21 protein-coding genes and 2 pseudogenes are annotated in these 17,567 nt (G+C 58.1%); 8 read left to right on the top strand and 15 right to left on the bottom strand.

Annotated features, from left to right (window positions below; all coding sequences use genetic code 11):
• Position 1: 1 nt before the first annotated feature.
• Positions 2–460 (top strand): DMT family transporter, encoded by a 459-nt coding sequence (locus ACJ69_RS06295; protein ID WP_054830319.1) that lies wholly within the window; start codon positions 2–4, stop codon positions 458–460.
• On the opposite strand, the gene ACJ69_RS06290 is transcribed toward ACJ69_RS06295, so the two are convergent.
• Genes ACJ69_RS06290 through ACJ69_RS06255 form a run of 8 tightly spaced genes read right to left on the bottom strand, consistent with a single transcriptional unit; the run spans position 457 to position 6,337 of the window.
• Positions 457–990, bottom strand: coding sequence for a DUF3833 domain-containing protein (locus ACJ69_RS06290; RefSeq protein ID WP_029740570.1), 534 nt, complete (start codon positions 988–990; stop codon positions 457–459). The two genes, ACJ69_RS06295 and ACJ69_RS06290, sit on opposite strands and share 4 nt — an antisense overlap.
• Positions 987–1,511, bottom strand: a complete 525-nt coding sequence (locus ACJ69_RS06285) for a hypothetical protein (protein WP_054830316.1) — start codon at positions 1,509–1,511, stop codon at positions 987–989. The genes ACJ69_RS06290 and ACJ69_RS06285 overlap by 4 nt, the downstream gene beginning before the upstream one ends.
• Positions 1,508–1,993, bottom strand: a complete 486-nt coding sequence (locus ACJ69_RS06280) for a DUF2878 domain-containing protein (protein ID WP_032657304.1) — start codon at positions 1,991–1,993, stop codon at positions 1,508–1,510. Before ACJ69_RS06280 ends, ACJ69_RS06285 begins: the two co-directional genes overlap by 4 nt.
• Positions 1,990–3,210: an SAM-dependent methyltransferase gene (locus ACJ69_RS06275; protein ID WP_059346695.1), complete on the bottom strand. Its 1,221-nt coding sequence runs from the start codon at positions 3,208–3,210 to the stop codon at positions 1,990–1,992. The genes ACJ69_RS06280 and ACJ69_RS06275 overlap by 4 nt, the downstream gene beginning before the upstream one ends.
• On the bottom strand, positions 3,207–3,929 hold the full coding sequence (locus ACJ69_RS06270; protein WP_054830317.1) for a DUF1365 domain-containing protein: 723 nt from the start codon (positions 3,927–3,929) through the stop codon (positions 3,207–3,209). Before ACJ69_RS06270 ends, ACJ69_RS06275 begins: the two co-directional genes overlap by 4 nt.
• A gap of 1 nt (position 3,930) precedes the next feature.
• Positions 3,931–5,190: an NAD(P)/FAD-dependent oxidoreductase gene (locus ACJ69_RS06265; RefSeq protein WP_059346694.1), complete on the bottom strand. Its 1,260-nt coding sequence runs from the start codon at positions 5,188–5,190 to the stop codon at positions 3,931–3,933.
• Positions 5,187–5,906: an SDR family NAD(P)-dependent oxidoreductase gene (locus tag ACJ69_RS06260; RefSeq protein ID WP_059346693.1), complete on the bottom strand. Its 720-nt coding sequence runs from the start codon at positions 5,904–5,906 to the stop codon at positions 5,187–5,189. The genes ACJ69_RS06265 and ACJ69_RS06260 overlap by 4 nt, the downstream gene beginning before the upstream one ends.
• Positions 5,903–6,337, bottom strand: coding sequence for a nuclear transport factor 2 family protein (locus ACJ69_RS06255; protein ID WP_029740577.1), 435 nt, complete (start codon positions 6,335–6,337; stop codon positions 5,903–5,905). Before ACJ69_RS06255 ends, ACJ69_RS06260 begins: the two co-directional genes overlap by 4 nt.
• A 256-nt stretch (positions 6,338–6,593) precedes the next feature.
• On the opposite strand from ACJ69_RS06255, the gene ACJ69_RS06250 reads away from it, so the two are divergent.
• Both ACJ69_RS06250 and ACJ69_RS06245 read left to right on the top strand, forming a co-directional pair.
• The gene (locus ACJ69_RS06250; protein ID WP_023311615.1) at positions 6,594–6,791 is read left to right on the top strand and encodes a hypothetical protein; all 198 of its coding nucleotides are present in this window, start codon (positions 6,594–6,596) and stop codon (positions 6,789–6,791) included.
• Position 6,792: 1 nt separating this feature from the next.
• Positions 6,793–7,581 carry a hypothetical protein gene (locus ACJ69_RS06245; RefSeq protein ID WP_029740578.1) on the top strand — a complete coding sequence of 263 codons (789 nt, stop codon included), beginning with the start codon at positions 6,793–6,795 and terminating at the stop codon, positions 7,579–7,581.
• On the opposite strand, the gene ACJ69_RS06240 is transcribed toward ACJ69_RS06245, so the two are convergent.
• The 4 genes and pseudogenes from ACJ69_RS06240 to ACJ69_RS06230 form a co-directional block, all read right to left on the bottom strand.
• The gene (locus ACJ69_RS06240; protein ID WP_054830318.1) at positions 7,562–8,074 is read right to left on the bottom strand and encodes a GNAT family N-acetyltransferase; all 513 of its coding nucleotides are present in this window, start codon (positions 8,072–8,074) and stop codon (positions 7,562–7,564) included. The two genes, ACJ69_RS06245 and ACJ69_RS06240, sit on opposite strands and share 20 nt — an antisense overlap.
• 18 nt (positions 8,075–8,092) lie before the next feature.
• A complete protein-coding gene (locus ACJ69_RS06235; RefSeq protein ID WP_029740580.1) occupies positions 8,093–8,497 on the bottom strand; it encodes a VOC family protein in 405 nt (134 codons plus the stop codon).
• Between the two features lie 68 nt (positions 8,498–8,565).
• Positions 8,566–8,730, bottom strand: a pseudogene (locus tag ACJ69_RS23900) (winged helix-turn-helix transcriptional regulator); the annotation flags it as partial.
• Between the two features lie 15 nt (positions 8,731–8,745).
• Positions 8,746–9,443 (bottom strand): IS1-like element IS1A family transposase gene (locus ACJ69_RS06230; RefSeq protein WP_103215986.1). Its coding sequence is split into 2 segments (ribosomal slippage): positions 8,746–9,194 and positions 9,194–9,443, totalling 699 coding nucleotides; the frame shifts between segments, so codons are not numbered across the junction.
• Positions 9,444–9,499: 56 nt separating this feature from the next.
• On the opposite strand from ACJ69_RS06230, the pseudogene ACJ69_RS06225 reads away from it, so the two are divergent.
• Both ACJ69_RS06225 and ACJ69_RS06220 read left to right on the top strand, forming a co-directional pair.
• Positions 9,500–10,870, top strand: a pseudogene (locus ACJ69_RS06225) (alkyl/aryl-sulfatase); the annotation flags it as partial.
• Between the two features lie 72 nt (positions 10,871–10,942).
• Entirely contained in the window at positions 10,943–12,049 is a 1,107-nt protein-coding gene (locus ACJ69_RS06220) for a GGDEF domain-containing protein (RefSeq protein ID WP_059346692.1), read from the top strand.
• Positions 12,050–12,058: 9 nt separating this feature from the next.
• On the opposite strand, the gene ACJ69_RS06215 is transcribed toward ACJ69_RS06220, so the two are convergent.
• Positions 12,059–13,045, bottom strand: a complete 987-nt coding sequence (locus ACJ69_RS06215) for a GlxA family transcriptional regulator (protein WP_059346691.1) — start codon at positions 13,043–13,045, stop codon at positions 12,059–12,061.
• Positions 13,046–13,166: 121 nt separating this feature from the next.
• On the opposite strand from ACJ69_RS06215, the gene ACJ69_RS06210 reads away from it, so the two are divergent.
• Together ACJ69_RS06210 and ACJ69_RS06205 are read left to right on the top strand one after the other, a co-directional pair.
• A complete protein-coding gene (locus ACJ69_RS06210; RefSeq protein WP_059346690.1) occupies positions 13,167–13,931 on the top strand; it encodes an alpha/beta fold hydrolase in 765 nt (254 codons plus the stop codon).
• Positions 13,928–14,542, top strand: a complete 615-nt coding sequence (locus ACJ69_RS06205) for an FMN-dependent NADH-azoreductase (RefSeq protein WP_054830004.1) — start codon at positions 13,928–13,930, stop codon at positions 14,540–14,542. Before ACJ69_RS06210 ends, ACJ69_RS06205 begins: the two co-directional genes overlap by 4 nt.
• Before the next feature lie 51 nt (positions 14,543–14,593).
• Here the strand turns inward: ACJ69_RS06205 and ACJ69_RS06200 are convergent, their stop codons facing one another.
• Entirely contained in the window at positions 14,594–16,093 is a 1,500-nt protein-coding gene (locus ACJ69_RS06200) for an aldehyde dehydrogenase family protein (RefSeq protein ID WP_054830005.1), read from the bottom strand.
• 241 nt (positions 16,094–16,334) lie between these two features.
• Between ACJ69_RS06200 and feaR the strand changes: the two genes are divergently transcribed.
• A complete protein-coding gene (feaR, locus tag ACJ69_RS06195) occupies positions 16,335–17,243 on the top strand; it encodes a transcriptional regulator FeaR (RefSeq protein ID WP_054830012.1) in 909 nt (302 codons plus the stop codon).
• Here the strand turns inward: feaR and ACJ69_RS06190 are convergent, their stop codons facing one another.
• The gene (locus ACJ69_RS06190) at positions 17,244–17,561 is read right to left on the bottom strand and encodes a YdbL family probable chaperone protein (protein ID WP_028017556.1); all 318 of its coding nucleotides are present in this window, start codon (positions 17,559–17,561) and stop codon (positions 17,244–17,246) included.
• Positions 17,562–17,567 lie beyond the last annotated feature (6 nt).

The following is a 17,567-nucleotide window of genomic DNA, read 5'->3' as shown; positions in this document are numbered from 1 at the left end:
TATGACGCTGATAATGATTCTTCTCGCCGTCTGCGGCGGCGCAACGCTGAGCATTCAGGCCGCGATTAACGGGCAGCTCGGCAGCAGCGTGGGCGTTTTCAAAAGCGCGTTTCTGACGTTTTCCGTCGGCGCGCTGGTGACCGCCCTGCTGATTTTCTTCTTTGAGCCTAAGCAGGCGGTCACGCTGCTGGACGTGCCGAAATGGCAGCTCCTCGGGGCGATGTTCGGCGTGCCTTACATTGTGATCATGGTCCTGGCGGTGCAGCGCATCGGCACCGCCGTCGCCACGGTGGCGGTGATATTCGGCCAGCTCGCCATGAGTATGTTGATTGATAACTTTGGCTGGCTGGGCAATCCCGCCATTCCGTTTTCACCGAGCCGTCTGAGCGCGGTAGTGTGCCTGGGGATTGCCCTGTACTTCATCTACTCCAGCAGCAAAACCGGCAGCGTCCGAGACTAAGCTGAGGTATTACGGGTAAAGAACAGCGTCACCGTGGCGACGGTGACGCCAAATTTCTTCATCTCGGTTTTATTAAACAGATGGGTCTCATCCTGCAGGTACATCCAGTCGTCGAAGTTCAGTAGCCAGGTGCTGCCGTTGGCCTTCACGTTCATGCTGTAATGCCAGTTAAAGGCGTTGCCTGCGGCCTGACCCGTTGCAACCCCTTCAATATCCCCTGCCGTTCCCTCGTAGCGATCGTTCCCCACGCGGCGTATATGCCAGACCCGCTGCTGCTTCTCGCCATCGTCGTAGACGAAGTGCTCGTTGAGCGTAAGCGTATCGCCGATAACATCCCCGGCAATCTCAACGTGAAAACGGCGGATCTGCTTGCCGCTGCGATCCTGCACCATCCCCCACGCTTCGGTTTTGCCCTGGAAGTAGTGAAAGATATCAAGCCGCGGCTGCTGCTGGCGATACTCGGCCACCTCAGTGCTACAGCCCGCCAGCAGCATCGTGAATGCCAGCGCCATCATCAGGATACGTTTCATTTTTGGCCTCCGATTAACTGCTGACGCAGCTCAGGATATTGCGTGCGGGGATCGAGCCAGATGGCCAGAAAACGGGTGCTGAACGCTTCCGACTGACGCGGTCCGAGTGGAATAAAGGATGTTTGCGCCGCTGACTCGCGATACCAGAACTGCCCCTGCTTATCATTGAGAACAAACGCCAGCTGTGAGCCGGGTCGGACATCCGGCCAAAGGGACCGGAGCATCCGCAGCCAGGCTTCGCTTTGCGCTTCCTGCGCCAGGATCCCCTGCGCCTGCCACTGGTCGCGGGTCGCCTCAACCAGTTCATCGCGATCGATGTCCCGCGCATAGGTAATAATGAGCGCCTGATTCTGATTATCCCGGCTATAACGCCCGTCCGGGGTACGTAGCTGGGAGGTATAAACCGTGAAAGGTCCCCAGGTGAGCGTGGCGTCCCCCACCTTCCGCCAGGCAAGCCAGTCGGCGGCCTGGGCAACAGGCACAACCAGCGTCAGCCAAAGCAGCAAGACTATAGATCTCATTTTTGTCTCCCCATCAGCAGGTGGAAAAACAGCATCAACACCAGCCAGCCCGGCGCCATCCAGCTCACGACGATAAAGGTCGGCTCCAGAAACGTGATGCCTCCCAGCCGCTCGCCGAACAGGTAGGCCACCGGTCCACCCACGGCGGCCAGCAGGGTCAGCAGCCAGCCGGGTAGCGTGGTGGTGCGCGTCAGCTGCGTCCAGACGGTGGCGAACATCAGCCACAGTGCCACCATCCATAACGGCATCAGGGACTCGCCCGTAAAGGCAATCAGCCCGGTCAGGGCCCAGAGTGCATCCAGCAAACTGCCCGCCGCGGCCAGCCCAATGGCGTAAAAACGGTAAGCAGGCGGCAAGAGCAGGCACGCCAGGATCGCCAGCGCGAGCCAGATAATCAGGCCTTGTTCGCGAAAGAGCACCACCAGCGCCCAGTAGAGATCGAACGCGACGGCGAGCAGGAAGACCTGAAGGTAACGTCTCATACGCGCTCGGCGGTCAGCTGCACCACGCTGATGGTGCGAGCGTTAAACCCGGCTTCGCAGTAGCCAAAGTAGTACAGCCACATGCGGCGGAACCGTTCATCGAAGCCAAGCTTTTCAATCTCCTGCCAGGCATGGACAAACCGCTGCCGCCAGTGGGCCAGCGTGCGGGCGTAGTCGGGGCCCATGTCGAAGAGGTTGCGCACCACGAAATCGGTGTGGCGCGTCATCAGCTCGTTCATCGCGGTGATGCTCGGCAAGAATCCGCCCGGGAAAATGTAGCGCTGGATAAAATCGACGCTTTTGCTGTAGTCGCGATAGCGCTGGTCCTGAATGGTAATGGCCTGAATCGCCATCCGTCCTCCCGGGCGCAGCCGCGCCTGGCAGGTGCGGAAGAACGTGGGCAGATAGCGTTGCCCGACGGCTTCAATCATCTCAATTGAGACCAGCTTGTCGTACTGTCCGGTGAGGTCGCGATAGTCGCAGAGCAGTACCTCAACGCGATCCTGCAACCCGGCGCGGGCGATCCGCTCGGTTGCCCAGGTATATTGCTCCTGCGACAGCGTGGTGGTGGTCACCCGACAGCCGTAATGACGGGCCGCGTATTCCGCCATCGCGCCCCAGCCGGTGCCAATTTCCAGCAGGTGGTCACCCGGGCTTAGCGCGAGCTGGTCACACAGGCGCGCCATTTTGGCCCGCTGAGCCGCCGTGAGATCCTGCTCGTCAGCGGTAAACAGCGCGCTGGAATAGAGCAGCTCTTTATCCAGAAAATGGGCATAGAAGGTATTGCCCAGATCGTAGTGAGCGGCAATATTTTCGCGCGCCTGCATGCGGGAGTTACGCCGCGTCCAGTGGCGTATCCGCTCCAGCGGCCTGCCGAGCAGACGGAACCCGTTTTCCAGACGGCCAAGCACCTCGCCGTTGAGCGCCAGCAGCTCCAGAAGCGGCGTGAGGTGTGCGGTTTCCCATTCGCCGTCCATCCAGGCTTCTGCCGCAGCAAGGCTCCCGCCCGTTAAGACGCGCCAGTAGACGCCGGGCGTGAGGATCTGCACGTCGGCATGCAGCGCGGAGGACGTCTCGCCAAAATGGAAGGTCTGCGCCCCTTCACGCAGCGTGAGCGAGCCGCCGCGGATGCCGCTTAACAGACGAAACAGCAGCCATCGCGCGAGGCGGACGTTGCGCGGAATATCGGGTTCTAACGCAAAGACGGGATCGGTCATGAGCGTTCACTCCTGCTGACGGGATGGTTATACAGCGGCACGCGCTTGAGCCACAGGCGCAGCGCCTGCCAGTAAATGGCAAAAACGGTTTTCAGGGTCATGAGCGGAATGCGCAGCAACAGCGAGCGCAGCGCGGGGCGCGTCAAAGGCTCCCGGCGCAGCGCGAGCGTGGCGTCAAAGACCTTCGCTTCCTGATGATTTTCAATGTGCATATGCAGCGTGTTATCCGGGTCGTTAAAGCGCCAGTGGTAAATCATGTCCATCGGGTTGAAGGGGGAAACGTGAAACGCTTTTTCCGTGGGCTGCGCATCCTGTCCGTTGACGGCATAGTAATGACGTTCATTCCACGGCGTGTTGCGGACCTCCGCCAGCACCCAGCGCAGCGTTCCCTTTTCGTCGTAGCAGTAGTAAAAATTGACCGGATTGAAATGAAAGCCGAAATAGCGCAGCTGCGTCAGGAGCATCACCCGACCGTCCGGACGTTCCCCGGTCAGGCTCTCCAGCCTGCTGAGCACGTTCTCTTTGAGCGGCGCGCCGAGCGGATAGTCCGCGTCGTGGAACGAGGCGGCGGCAAAGCGATTGCGCCGCACGCCGACGGACGAAAGCTGCGGTAGTTCATCGAGATCCAGCCAGGCCATAAAGACGCTGTAGCTAAATTCGTGGGTTTTCGGCTGAAGGCGGCGGTGGCGTAACACGCCGTGGTAGAGGCAGCTGTTCATCTCAGTTCCCCTCTCCGGCCGCTATCGCATTGACCACGTCCAGCGCGCTTCGCACGCCATCTTCATGAAAACCGTTGTACCACCAGGCCCCGCAGTACCAGCTCCGGTTATGACCGTTGATCTCGCCGCGCCGCGCCTGCGCCCGCCAGCTTTGCGGGTTAAACAGCGGATGTTCATAGACAAAGCGTTGCAGAACGAAGCGCTCATCCACCGGCGCGTCCGGGTTGAGGGTGACGCAGAACAGCGGACTGCCCGCAGGCAGCCCCTGCAGGATGTTCATGTTGTAGGTGACGCAGGCGCTGGCCTGTTCCTGCGCGCTCAGGCGGTAGTTCCAGCTGGCCCACGCGCGCTGCCGCTCCGGCAGCCAGCGCGGATCGCTGTGTAAAACGACCTCGTTGCGCTGCCAGCCGATATCGCCCAGCACCTCGCGCTCTGCGAGCGTTGGGTCATCAAGCATCGCCAGGGCGCTGGCGGAGTGGCAGGCAAAAATTACCCTATCGAAGGTATGGCTGCCGTTTTCAAGCTGGAGCGTAACCCCGTGCTCGTGGCGGCTCACCCGCTGCACCGGTGAATTGAGGTGCAGATTCAGACGGTCGCCCAGTTTGTCGAGCATGGCGCGGATATACTCTCGCGAGCCGCCCGGCACCACGTACCACTGCGGGCGCTGGGTGATATCCAGCAGGCCGTGGTGGTGGAAGAAGCGCAAAAAGAGCGGCAGCGGGAAACGCTTCATCTCCTGCAGCGACGAGGACCAGATGGCGGCCCCCATCGGCAGAATGTAGTGGCGCGCAAAAAACGGCGTGAAGCCGTGCTGTTCCAGAAACGTCTGCAGCGTGGCGTTCGGGTCCACCTCCCCGTCCAGCGCCTGTTTTGCCAGACGATTGAAGCGGACGATCTCCCCGAGCAGCCGCCAGAATGCCGGATTCACCAGGTTTCGGCGCTGGGCAAACAGCGACGTCAGGGTGTGTCCGTTGTATTCAAGCCCCGTCGCCGGGTTGTGCACCGAAAAGCTCATCTGCGTTTTTTGCCCGCTGATGCCCAGCTCGCTGAGCAGGCCCATAAAGCGCGGATAGGTGCGATCGTTGTAAACGATAAACCCGGTATCGATCGCGTATGTGCCCTGTGGCGTCGTCACGTCAACCGTTGCGGTATGGCCGCCGGGCGTGGCGCCCGCTTCAAATAAGGTCACCTGATGGTGCCCGGCCAGGCGCCAGGCGCAGGTCAGCCCGGCGATGCCGCTGCCGATAATCGCAATGTTCATGAACGCACCATCCTGCGCAGCAGCGCGCGCTGTAAAAACGCGGGCAGCCCGGAGAGCAACCGCAAAATAAAGCCGAACCCGTCAGGAAACGCGATATGCATTTTTCCTGCCGCCAGCCCGGTACGGATCGCCTTGACCGCCTCCTCGACGCTCACCCTGCCCGGCATGGCAAAATCGTTTTTGCGCGTCAGCGGCGTATCAACAAAGCCCGGGGAGACCACCGTGACGGCAATCCCTTTTGGCTCCCAGTCCAGCCGTAGGCTCTCGGCAAACCAGCTCAGGGCCGCTTTGGACGCGCCGTAGGCCTCTGCCCGTGGGAAAGGCAGCCAGTGGGCCATCGAACTCACCAACACCACGCGGTTGCCAGCCGTCAGCTGCGGCTGCAGCGCGTCAAGACAGTTCACCGGGCCGAGGAAATTTGTCGCCATAACCCGCTCCACCAGCGCCGCATCCACCACGCCTCCATCGAGATATTCGCAGGTACCGGCGCAGAGAATAATCAGATCGGCGTAGCTGCCGGTCAGCGCCTGGCGACAGGCGTCCCTGTCTGTCATATCGAACAGGCGAACGGTGAGATTGGGGCAGGTCTGATGCAGCGCTTCGAGACGCGCCGGATCGCGTCCGCAGGCAATCACGTGGTAGCCGTCTGCAGCAAAAGATTTCGCCAGCCCGGCACCAATGCCCGAGCTTGCGCCGGTGATCAGGACCGTTTTCATGATTTGACCCTCCGCTTCACGCCGCGTACCGCCCAGCCCAGCAGAGGAAGGTGTTCGTAGATCATCTCTCCCGCATCGTAGTAGTCGCGCTGGTGCGTGATGAGATCGCTTTCCGTGTCCACCACCGAACATCCCGGCAGTTCGAGCGGCTCTCCCCCGGCAATGCGCGGATGCGACCAGTGCATTACCCAGGTCACAGCAAACCGGTTCCCGCTGCATAGCGGCGTATCGATGGAAAAACGGCAATGCTCGACGTTGGCCAGCAGATGGGTGAAGTAGCGCTGAAGCGCGAAAATCCCGTCATGCTCGCCAAACGGATCGATAAGCGTGGCATTCGAATGGTAAAGCCCCACCAGCGCGGACGGCGGCTGGCTATCCAGTGCGGCGTAGTACTCAACAAACCGACTCACGACAGAGGGCAAAGTGCTCATGGGTCACATCCTGGCTGTAAACAACGTGGCGTAATCGCATAATTAAAACTTACACAATTAACGTTATTTGTCCAAGTTTGTGGTGATTTATTTTTTATTTTAGATATATATCAATAACCTATATATAGTCAAAAGAGTGGGTTTTGTAGTCCAGGTAAGGCGTAGCCGCCACCCGGCTTTAACTTTCAGGATATCCTTAAGGCAAACTCGCCGGTCTTCTTCCAGGCTTATCCTTTTTGTTCATAAGGATGCCCGCATGAAACGTTTCTTTCTCTCCCTTTTCTCCAGCCCGGAATCCTTACTGCAGGTGATGAGCCAGCAGGAAATCATTGAAGCCGTCGAAGATGGCGATCGCATCATTATCGACCAGGACGGGAACGCCTCGGTGAACTACAAAAGCAACGAGGTGCGGCAGGATTTTCTGCGTCACGTCAACATGCTGAAGAGGGCCTGATATGGGAACGGCGATATTTATGGTGCTGATGGTATGCGGGTACTGGTATACCAGCCGCGACCTGTCGACCCGCTTCAAAATCAAGCGCTCCTTTGGCTGGGACGTCTATTTTCTTGTGGCGCTGTACGGCTGTATTTTCGTTCTGCAGGGCGTGATTGCCACCGGTCTGCTCTGGCTGCTCCTGCTCGCCCTTTCTGCGGCCAACAACGCTTTTCACTTTGCCTCGCCGAAATATACAGACTGGCAAATCGACTTTATGAACTGGAGCTTTTTAGGCATTCAGGCGCCGGTGGTCGTGATGCTGGCGTTTGCCATCCTGTTTTGCCTCTACCGCTCTAACTGGGCCGGCAGCGCCAGGCTGGACGGCGAAAGCCGGAAAAAGCTCTACAAACGTCTGGCGCAGTCGAGCGGTATTGAACAACTGCTGTATCAGTGTATGGAGCAAGGGGAACTGGCGCAGGTTACGCTCCGTTCCAGGCGGATTTACGTCGGCATGATCCACACCGCGACGCTGGAATATGAAAAAACGGCCAATATCGTGCTGATCCCGATGTTAAGCGGGTACAGAGACGCGAAGACGATGAACTTTCGCATCGAGAATAACTACAGCAAGTGGTATGCGGAGCATGACATCACGCTCGACTCTGAACCCCGCAGCGCCATGTCATTCCGAAAGGTGATTTTACTCAATCAGATTGAGAGCCTCTCGCTGTTCGATCCCGCCAGCGCCAGCGCGCTATCGCTGGCACAGCGCGACGAAAGCTCTCGCCCTAAAGAGACATCCCCATAATTATGAGAATGCTCTGCTGTGAAGCGGTTTCGAAAAGGACGTTCTTAACGCAGAGCATGCCCTGCTTCTGGTAGAACCGGTACGCTCCCGCGTTCTGCTCAAGCACTTCCAGCCAGAAATAATCTTTCCCCCCGCTCCGGGCCATGTCGGTGATGCTGTTAAACATCATCTGGCCATAGTTCTTGCCGGTCTCGGCGGGATCAAGGTAGAGCTTGTTGAGGAGAACGCCCTTCTTATCCGTTTCCGGGAGCAGAGCTTCCCAGGTCACTTTCATGAACCCCACGGGCCGATCGGTCTCGGCAACATACCAGGAAACAGCGTTCTCTTTCAGGCTCTGTTCAAGTACGGAAAGCGCGTACTCGCCGTCCAGAAAATCCTTCATCTCTGCGTCTGACACCCACAGATGCTGAAAATGGGCGGGATAGATTCGGTATCCCAGCTCGCTTAAAAGCGTTGAATCGGCCCCGGTGGCCTGTCTAATTCGAAGAGTCATGAAAAGTATCCCTGGTAATCACCCGCGTTGGGCATTTTGGTAGAGATCCCAGCGGTTGCCGTAAATATCTTCAAACACCACCACCGTACCGTACTCTTCCTCACGAGGTTCTTCGCAGAAATGAACGCCTTTATCTTTCATGGCACGGTAATCGCGCCAAAAATCGTCCGTCTGAAGGAACAGGAAAACTCTGCCGCCGCATTGATTGCCGATAAAGCTTTCCTGCCTCTCGTTAGAAGCACGAGCCAGCAAAATATTGCAGTCGCTTTCCGGGTTGGGTGAGACGACCACCCAGCGTTTACCCGGTTGAGGCGTATCCTCTACGAGGGTAAACCCCAGCTTGTCGGTGTAGTATTCAATAGCGCGATCGTAGTCATCAACCACAACAGCCACGCAGCCAAGGCATCGTTTCTGTGTTCTCATTTTTCGTTTCCTTTGCATAAATGGGTTACGGGCAACGCTATCCCATTGCAGCGTGCTGGCTGCCGGGTTTACTTGCTTGCGTAAGCCTCGCGCTTTTCTGCCCATTTCAGCATTGCATCAAGCGCCGGACATAATGCCTGCCCCCAATCGGTGAGGCGATATTCCACTTTCGGTGGCACTTGAGGATAGACCATCCGCGAAACGATTCCATCGGATTCAAGTTGCCTGAGCTGGGTAATGACTCCAAATTATTGATAGTGTTTTATGTTCAGATAATGCCCGATGACTTTATCATGCAGCTCCACCGATTTTGAGAACGACAGCGACTTCCGTCCCAGCCGTGCCAGGTGCTGCCTCAGATTCAGGTTATGCCGCTCAATTCGCTGCGTATATCGCTTGCTGATTACGTGCAGCTTTCCCTTCAGGCGGGATTCATACAGCGGCCAGCCATCCGTCATCCATATCACCACGTCAAAGGGTGACAGCAGGCTCATAAGACGCCCCAGCGTCGCCATAGTGCGTTCACCGAATACGTGCGCAACAACCGTCTTCCGGAGCCTGTCATACGCGTAAAACAGCCAGCGCTGGCGCGATTTAGCCCCGACGTAGCCCCACTGTTCGTCCATTTCCGCGCAGACGATGACGTCACTGCCCGGCTGTATGCGCGAGGTTACCGACTGCGGCCTGAGTTTTTTAAGTGACGTAAAATCGTGTTGAGGCCAACGCCCATAATGCGGGCGGTTGCCCGGCATCCAACGCCATTCATGGCCATATCAATGATTTTCTGGTGCGTACCGGGTTGAGAGGCGGTGTATGTGAACTGTAACTGCCATGTTTTACGGCAGTGAGAGCAGAGATAGCGCTGATGTCCGGCAGTACTTTTACCGTTACGCACCACCCCGTCAGTAGCTGAACAGGAGGGACAGCTGATAGAAACAGAAGCCACTGGAGCACCTCAAAAACACCATCATACACTAAATCAGTAAGTTGGCAGCATCACCCGCGCCAGCCGGGTTTATGGAAGCGGCCGTTGCCGAGAATATCATGGCGGGCAACGTGATGAGCCGCCGCGCCAGCTATATGTATGGCAACCTGCTGAAGCCCGATGCCAAAGGTCAGGTGGGCGCCGGTCTTGGAACAACGACCTCCGCCGGGACGGTCACGCTGATTGCCCCGACTAACATCATTGAGAAAGACGGGCAGAAAGAGGTTATCGACGGCCTGACCTATGATTTTATGCTCGCACCGGGATCCGAAGCGCCATCGGAAATGCTCTGGTATATCGAAGAGAAAAAACTGATTGAATCCGCTGAGGACGTGACCCACACCCTGCACAACACCTATTCGCTGCGCGGGGCCAAAATCCGCGAGCCGCTGCCGTGGTCGAAATACATCAACCAGGCGATTGTGCGCTGGGGTGACAAAGCTGAAATCATCATGGCGCAGCACCACTGGCCGACCTGGGGCAACGAAAACGTCGTCAAGCTGCTGAAAAGCCAGCGCGATCTCTATCGTTACATCAACGACCAGACGCTGCGTATGGCGAATGAAGGGCTGACGCGCGACGAAATCGCCGCTAACTTTAAGCTCCCGGATTCACTGGCGCATACCTGGGCTAACCGCGGATATTACGGTTCGGTGAGCCATGACGTGAAAGCCACCTATGTGCTGTATCTGGGCTGGTTTGACGGCAACCCGGCAACGCTGGATGAACTGCCGCCAGAAGAAGGCGCGAAGAAATTCGTGGAGTATATGGGCGGCGCGGATGCCATCCTGAACAAGGCGAAAACCGACTTCGACCAGGGGAACTACCGCTGGGTGGCGCAGGTGGTGAGCAAAGTTGTCTTTGCCGATCCAAACAACCAGGCGGCACGCAACCTGGAAGCGGATGCGCTGGAACAGCTTGGCTATCAGGCTGAATCCGGGCCGTGGCGTAACTTCTACCTGACCGGCGCGCAGGAGCTGCGTAACGGCGTGGTGAAAGGGCCAACGCCGAACACCGCCAGCCCGGATACGGTGCGCGCGATGACGCCGGAGATGTTCTTTGACTATCTGGCTGTCCATATCAACGGACAAAAAGCGGGTGACGCCAAGTCTGTGTTTAACATCGATCTGGGCAGCGATGGCGGGAAGTACAAACTCGAGCTGGAAAACGGCGTGCTGAACCACACGGCGAACGCAGAAGCAAAAGATGCGGACGCGACGCTGACGCTTAACCGTGACACCCTGAATAAAATCATCCTCAAGGAGGTGACGCTGAAACAGGCTCAGGACAGCGGAAATATTAAAATTACTGGCGACAGCGCGAAACTTGATGCCATGCTTAGCTATATGGACAAGTTTGATTTCTGGTTTAACATTGTGACACCGTAACGGTGCACGCAAAAGGGCGGTTCGTCCGCCCTTTCCTGCTTCACGTGTTAGCCAGACAGGGTAAAAGCGTCAATGGAAAAAAGAAAAAAACCGACACTTGAACGGGCAACCTGGCCAACGCGCCATGCTATGGTCATGCACGGGCTGGCGATGAACCTGCCGTGGCTGGCCTTCGTGAATATCAGCTTCGCGGTGATGATCCTGCTTCGCCACGTCCTGCTTAATACCAGCGATCCCCTTTATCCCCACTCGCCGCAGCTGACGAGAATAGTCGATGCCTCCATGCTCGGCATTATCATCCTCTCCGCTGCGCTGATCCTCATGGCCTGGCGACGCATCGCCGGCATCAGCGTGGTGCTGTTTATCTGCAGCGCCATCTGGTCGGTCTCCTGCTTCTGGTTTATCACCCAGCTGCTGCTCCCGCACGTCTGGCCGCTGTGCGTTATTTTATTACTCGCCGGCTTAACGGCGCTCTATTTTTATCCTGAAGGGCTACTCGCCTTTGTGCTCCCGCTCTGGATCACCCTGCCGGTAGCAAGCTGGATACGGAACGATGGCCTCAACCTTCACTTTTTTGTTATCTGGAGCGTCTTTACGCTGATCCTGATCTGCGGGCGTTTCATCCTGCTAAGTTGGTTTGACGAGGCCTGGCGACGTAACCAGCAAAATCAGCTGTTGATCTCCAGGCTGGATGCGCTGGCGCATCAGGATCCGTTAACCAAAACCGCCAATCGCCGGAAAATGGAAGTGGTGCTGGAGAACGCGGTTGAGCAGAAAAAAATCTTCTCGGTGATTATGCTGGATATCGACTATTTCAAACGCTACAACGACACCTACGGGCACCAGGCGGGTGACGACTGCCTGACGCGCGTGGCGCGGGTGCTGAAGCAGTCGGTGCGCACGCCTGACGATGTGGTGTCACGCTACGGCGGCGAGGAGTTTGTGGTGATCCTGTTTAACTGTCCGGAAAACATCGCTGAAAAGGTGGCCTTACGCATTCAGGACGGCCTGCGCGCGGAGTCCATACCGCACAGCGCCTCAACCGTTAGCGACCATGTCACCGCGAGCATGGGAATTGCGAGCATGGCGGAAGGGTTAGCGGGCACAGAGATCATCGCCCGCGCCGATGCGGCGCTGTATCGGGCGAAGGAGGCCGGGCGGGATCGAGTATGCCGCTGAGAACGGGGGCTATTCCGTTTGACGCCCGGCGATCCACCTGCGGTACTGGCCGGGCGACATTCCAGTCACGCCAGTGAAAGCGCGCCTGAATGCCGTGTCGTCAGCGTAACCGCAAGCGCCAGCAATCTGCGCTATGACGTACCCCGGCTGCTCCAGGAGACGCATCGCCTTTTCAACGCGCATGCGCGTCAAAAAGTTTTTAGGGCTTTCATTCATCTCCTCCGCCATTTTTCGGTGAAGGGTACGAGTGGTCATATTCAGCGCCCGGGCAAGCTGCTCTACGGTAATCGCCGGATTTTCATACCGGACGAGATGTTCCGCCTTCATTATCATCGGATGTACTGAATTTAAAAAACCTGCTGGCGCGTAAACCTGCTGTGACAACGGCTGGCTGTCAGCCACGGCCATATCGGCCGTCAGACGCGCCAGCGTCTTCCCCGCGTGCAGACGGATGATATGCAGCGCCAGGTCAACCCACGAGAGCGGACCGCCGGATGTGATAACCCGCGCGTCCTGCACCAGCGCTTTCCCCCAGACGGGTTTGCTGAGCGGATAACGCTGGCGGAAAGTATGGTAAAGCCACCATGTCGTCGTGCATGCCCGGCCATTGAGTACACCCGCCTCGGCGAGAACCAGCCCACCGGCACAGGCTCCCGCAAGCATCGCGCCTTTATCATACTGGTCGCGCAGCCATGCGCCAGCCTCGTGGACCGCCGCCAGCGAGACCGGGCGTTTCTGCTCGTCAAGCTTCATCCCGCAGGCTATCACGAGGTCGAAGGTTCCCCCGGTGGCAAAGCTCCCATCGGCCTCGATCGGCCGACCCTGCGCGTCCGGGACCGGTTTTCCTTCCGCCGTGATGATGACCGCCTCAAATGGCGATATGCCCTCGCCGGCCGGCTGCTGGGCAATCACCTCGTTAGCCAGCCAGAACATGTCGCAGAGCCCGGCCACGGCGGATTTCATACTTCCGGGTAACGCTAAAATGCCAATTCTCATGATTCAGGCCTGAGCAGAATGTCTGATTTCGTATGTTAACCGTCATTTCAGACACTACAAACCTCTTTGTGCCTCTCGTTACACTGTGCTTCAACGTCTCTCAGGAAATTACGTCACGCATATGAAACCGACACGCTTGCCCGTTCTTCTTTCTTTGCTTTGCATGGCTGCATCCCAGCCTGTACAGGCGCGGATTAATAACATCATCCTCGTTCACGGTGCCTTTACCGACGGTTCCGTCTGGCAGGAAGTGATAGACCGTTTGCAGACCCGGGGCTACCGCGTCACGGCAGTGCAGAACCCTCTGACCTCGCTGAAGGATGACGTCGCCGCCACGGAGCGTGTCATTGACCGTCAGCAAGGGGAAGTGGTCCTTGTCGGCCACTCCTGGGCTGGCGCGGTCATCGCTCAGGCAGGCAATAACCCGAAGGTGAAAAAGCTGGTTTTTCTCTCCGCCCTTGCCCCCGGCAGCGGTGAATCGGTCACCTCTCTTCTTACCCGCCTTAACGCCCCGATGGCCGATATGCGCCCGGATAATAATGGGCTGATCTGGCTGGACGATCCCGATGCCTATCAGCGCACGATGGCCAATGACCTGCCTCTTAAACGCGTAAAGCTGCTGACGGCAACGCAGCAGCCCATCGCTGCAAACGCCTTTAGCGAGAAGGTCAAACATGCCGCCTGGCGCGAAAAGCCCTCATGGTATCTGATAACCGAAGACGATCGCGCCCTTTCTCCCGGCGTCCAGCAGCAGCTTGCCGGCGCCATGAACGCCACCGTCCTGCGTATTAAGAGCAGCCATATGTCGATGATTTCCCACCCGGATGCCGTCAGCCAGTTTATCGAACGAGCAACCCAGACCGACGCAAAGGAAACAAAAAAATGAATATCCTGCATATAGATTCAAGCATTAACGGCGAGTTCTCCCTTTCACGTCAGCTGACGGCAGAGGTGGTTCGCCAGCTCGCGTCAGATCGGGTGGTCTATCGCGACGTCGTTAAAACCCCCATCGCCCATCTCACCGGCACCGTCGCTGCAGGCTTCCGGCCGCTGCGGATAGCCACGGACGCTACGGCTGAAGACGTCCGCGAACACGAGCTGTCCGAGGCGCTTGTGAACGAATTTCTCAATAGCGACCTCATCGTGATAGGCGCCCCTATGTATAACTTCTCAGTCTCAACGCAGCTTAAAGCCTGGTTAGATCGACTGGCTCAGCCGGGAAAAACCTTTAGCTATACCCCGACGGGCCCGGTGGGGCATGCGACCGGCAAAAGGATTATCGTCGTTTCCACCCGCGGCGGGATCTATCACGGTACGCCAATCGAAGACATGGATTTTCAGGAGCGATACCTGCAGAAATTTTTTGGCTTTCTGGGCATCGACAGGGTGGAATTCGTTCGTGCGGAAGGGGCGACGCGCGGTGAGGAGATCCGGACTAGAGGCGTTGCGCAGGCGTTTGACGCTATTCCATCGGTCATCGCCGCAGCATTAAAATAGCCGCCGGGTTAAAGCCTGCCGGGTAACCGCAGCGTTACCCGGCAGTGTTTTTTAATACCGCACGCAAACCGACTTGGTTTCACACCAGCCGTCCAGCCAGTCCGGGCCAAAGTCACGCCCGGTGCCGGACTGCTTCATGCCGCCGAACGGCAGGTTGGCGTCGATCAGCGTATGGCTGTTCACCCAGACGGTGCCCGCCTGCAGCCTGTCGGTATACTCCAGCGCCTTGCTGATATTCTGCGTCCAGACGCTGGCCGTCAGGCCATATTCGCTGTCGTTTGCCAGCTGGAGCGCCTCTTCCCCGTCGGCGACGCGCACCAGGTTGACCACCGGGCCAAACACCTCTTCTCGGGTCAGGCGCAGCGAGGCATCCGGGTTCACCACCAGCGTCGGCGCAACGTAATAGCCTTTGCCTTCCGGCCCCCTGTTACCGACGATCAGCTCCGCGCTGCGCGACTTGGCTTCATCAAGGAAAGTCTGCACCTTGTCGCAGTGCGCGCGCGACACCAGCGGGTTGATAAACGCTTCCGGCGACATGCCCGGCCCGACGCTGAGGGATTTCACCGCCTGCTCAAACCCGCTGACCAGCGTGTCAAACAGCGGCGCTTCAATATAGATGCGCGAGCTCGCCGCGCACACCTGCCCCTGGTTCAGGAAGCTGCCGGTCATCAGGCCTTCAATCACCCACGCCGGGTCCGCGTCTTTCAGTACGATAGCCGGGTTTTTCCCACCCAGCTCCAGGGTCACCCCGGTTAGCGTGTCCGCCGCCGCGCGGGCGATTTGCTTGCCCGTCGCCGTTGAGCCGGTAAAGCTCACCTTTGCAATATGCGGATGCGAGGTCAGCGCTGCGCCGCACACCGCGCCGCTCCCGGTCACCACGTTGAACACCCCATCCGGAATGCCCGCTTCGCTGGCCAGTTCCGCCACGCGCAGCATCGTCAGCGGCGTGGTCTCTGACGGCTTGATGACAATAGAGCAGCCCGCGGCCAGCGCAGGCATCACTTTCCACATCCCGATCATCAGCGGGAAGTTCCAGGGCACAATCCCGGCCACCACGCCAACCGGCTCTTTACGCGTCCACGCCTGATAGCGGGCGCCCTGCGGCAGCGGAATGGAAAGGTCGAGGGTCTTACCCGAAATTTTGGTGGTCAGCCCGGCGGTATAGCGCATCCAGTTCAGGGTGCAGCCGACTTCAAACATGCGGGAAATGTTGATGGATTTGCCCTGCTCCAGCGTTTCAAGCTGGGCCAGCTCCTCGCTGTGCTGTTCGACCAGATCGGCGAAATGAAGCAGGATCCGCTCGCGCTCCGCCGGCAGTTTTCCGGCCCAACTGCGGGCGACAAACGCGCGCCAGCCGGACATGACGGCACGATCAACGTCGTCGACGCTGGCATCGGCAGTCGAGGCAATGACCTCGCCCGTGGCCGGGTTGAAGACGTTCAGCCGCTTTTCACTGTCCGACGCGGCCTGACGCCCTTCAATCCACAGGCCATGCTGTCGGTCTAAAAATTGTTGTACGGCAGGCTGAATGGCCACCTGTGATTCAGACATAGGATACTCCTTCGTTATTCTTCGCAGGGTGTCCATCCAGTCTAAGTGGGGTTTTGCGTTCTCGCTTTTGTCTCTGTGACATTCGCTTTGCCACCTGTGACAGGCTCCGCAAATCGCGATAATTGCCGCTTATATCGCTGTTACCGGTGAGTGTTCTTTCCTATAGTCAGCCTCATAGCTCTGACAAAATGCAACACAAATGCAACAATGCGAAAACGTTGACGGTGCAGTGAGAGAAGCGATGGCGTGTGCAAGCGAGCAGGAACAGTATCAGCAGTGGCTGGCGCAAATTAACCAGGTTTGCGGGCGTTTTAACGCGCAGCCCACGGGGGGGAAATTCTTCGGCGAGCTGGAGACCAGCTATGCGCGCAGCCTGAAGCTCAGCACCGTGACCGCAGGCGGCGTTAACCTGTTCCGCTCCCGTCAGGAGATCGCTCAGAGTAATGATGCCTGGTTTTATACCGTGTTCCAGCTCGAAGGCAGCGCGGAAATTGAGCAGGATGACCGTCGCGCGCTGCTCAAAACCGGTGATATCACGCTGATTGACGCGTCGCGTCCCTGCTCGATCAACTGGCGGGAAAAATCCCGTCAGATCTCGCTGCTGGTTCCCCGTCAGATTATTGAGCAGCAGTGTCGTTTCCAGGAGATAAGCTGCGCGACCGCCCTTTCCCGCACCTTGCCCACGGTACAGCTGAGCCATCGCCTGCTGATGGAGAGCATGAGCAATGCCGACCTGAGTGACCGCGAAAGCGAAGCGGCGCTCGAAGCGATGATCTGCCTGCTGCGCCCCGCATTCCAGCAGCGTGAAATCATTCAGCCGCGCAAGGAGCGCCAGTTCCAGCATGTGGTGGCGCTGATTGACGACCATATTCAGTCTGAATCGCTGCGCCCGGAATGGATTGCCGCCGAGAGCGGTATGTCCGTGCGCAGCCTCTACCGCATGTTTGCCGAGAAGGGGCTGGTGGTGGCGCAGTACATCAAAAACCGTCGTCTGGATCTCTGCGCGCAGGCACTGCAATCAACCGGTGATGATGAAAAGCTGGCGGGCATTGGCTACAGCTGGGGGTTCACCGACCATAGCCATTTTTCAACGGCGTTTAAGCAGCGTTTTGGCGTCTCGCCGGGTGAATACCGCAGGCGCTACCGCTAACTACTTTTTGAGCCATTTTCCGTTAATGCCCTTTACGTATTCGCCCGGCTGCGCGCGGGCAACCAGTTTCTGACCGGCCATTTTAGCCACTTCATCGACCGGCAAATTATTGCTGTCAGCCAGCTTCTGATAGTTTTCCGTGCGCGCCGCATTGATACGATTGACCAGCGCCAGCGTTTCCGCGTCCTGTTGAATCGGGGCAAGATAGCCGCTCAGGGTTTCCCCCACGCGCCCCTGCGCCCGTGCATCGTTTAAGGTCAGCGCAGCCGCCTGCACGTTCATCCCCAGCGCCAGTAAAATCAGAGCTAATCGTTTCATGGCATC

The sequence above is a fragment of the Enterobacter asburiae genome, from assembly GCF_001521715.1.
GTDB classification, from domain to species: domain Bacteria; phylum Pseudomonadota; class Gammaproteobacteria; order Enterobacterales; family Enterobacteriaceae; genus Enterobacter; species Enterobacter asburiae.
This window is presented reverse-complemented; position numbering and strand designations above follow the sequence as displayed.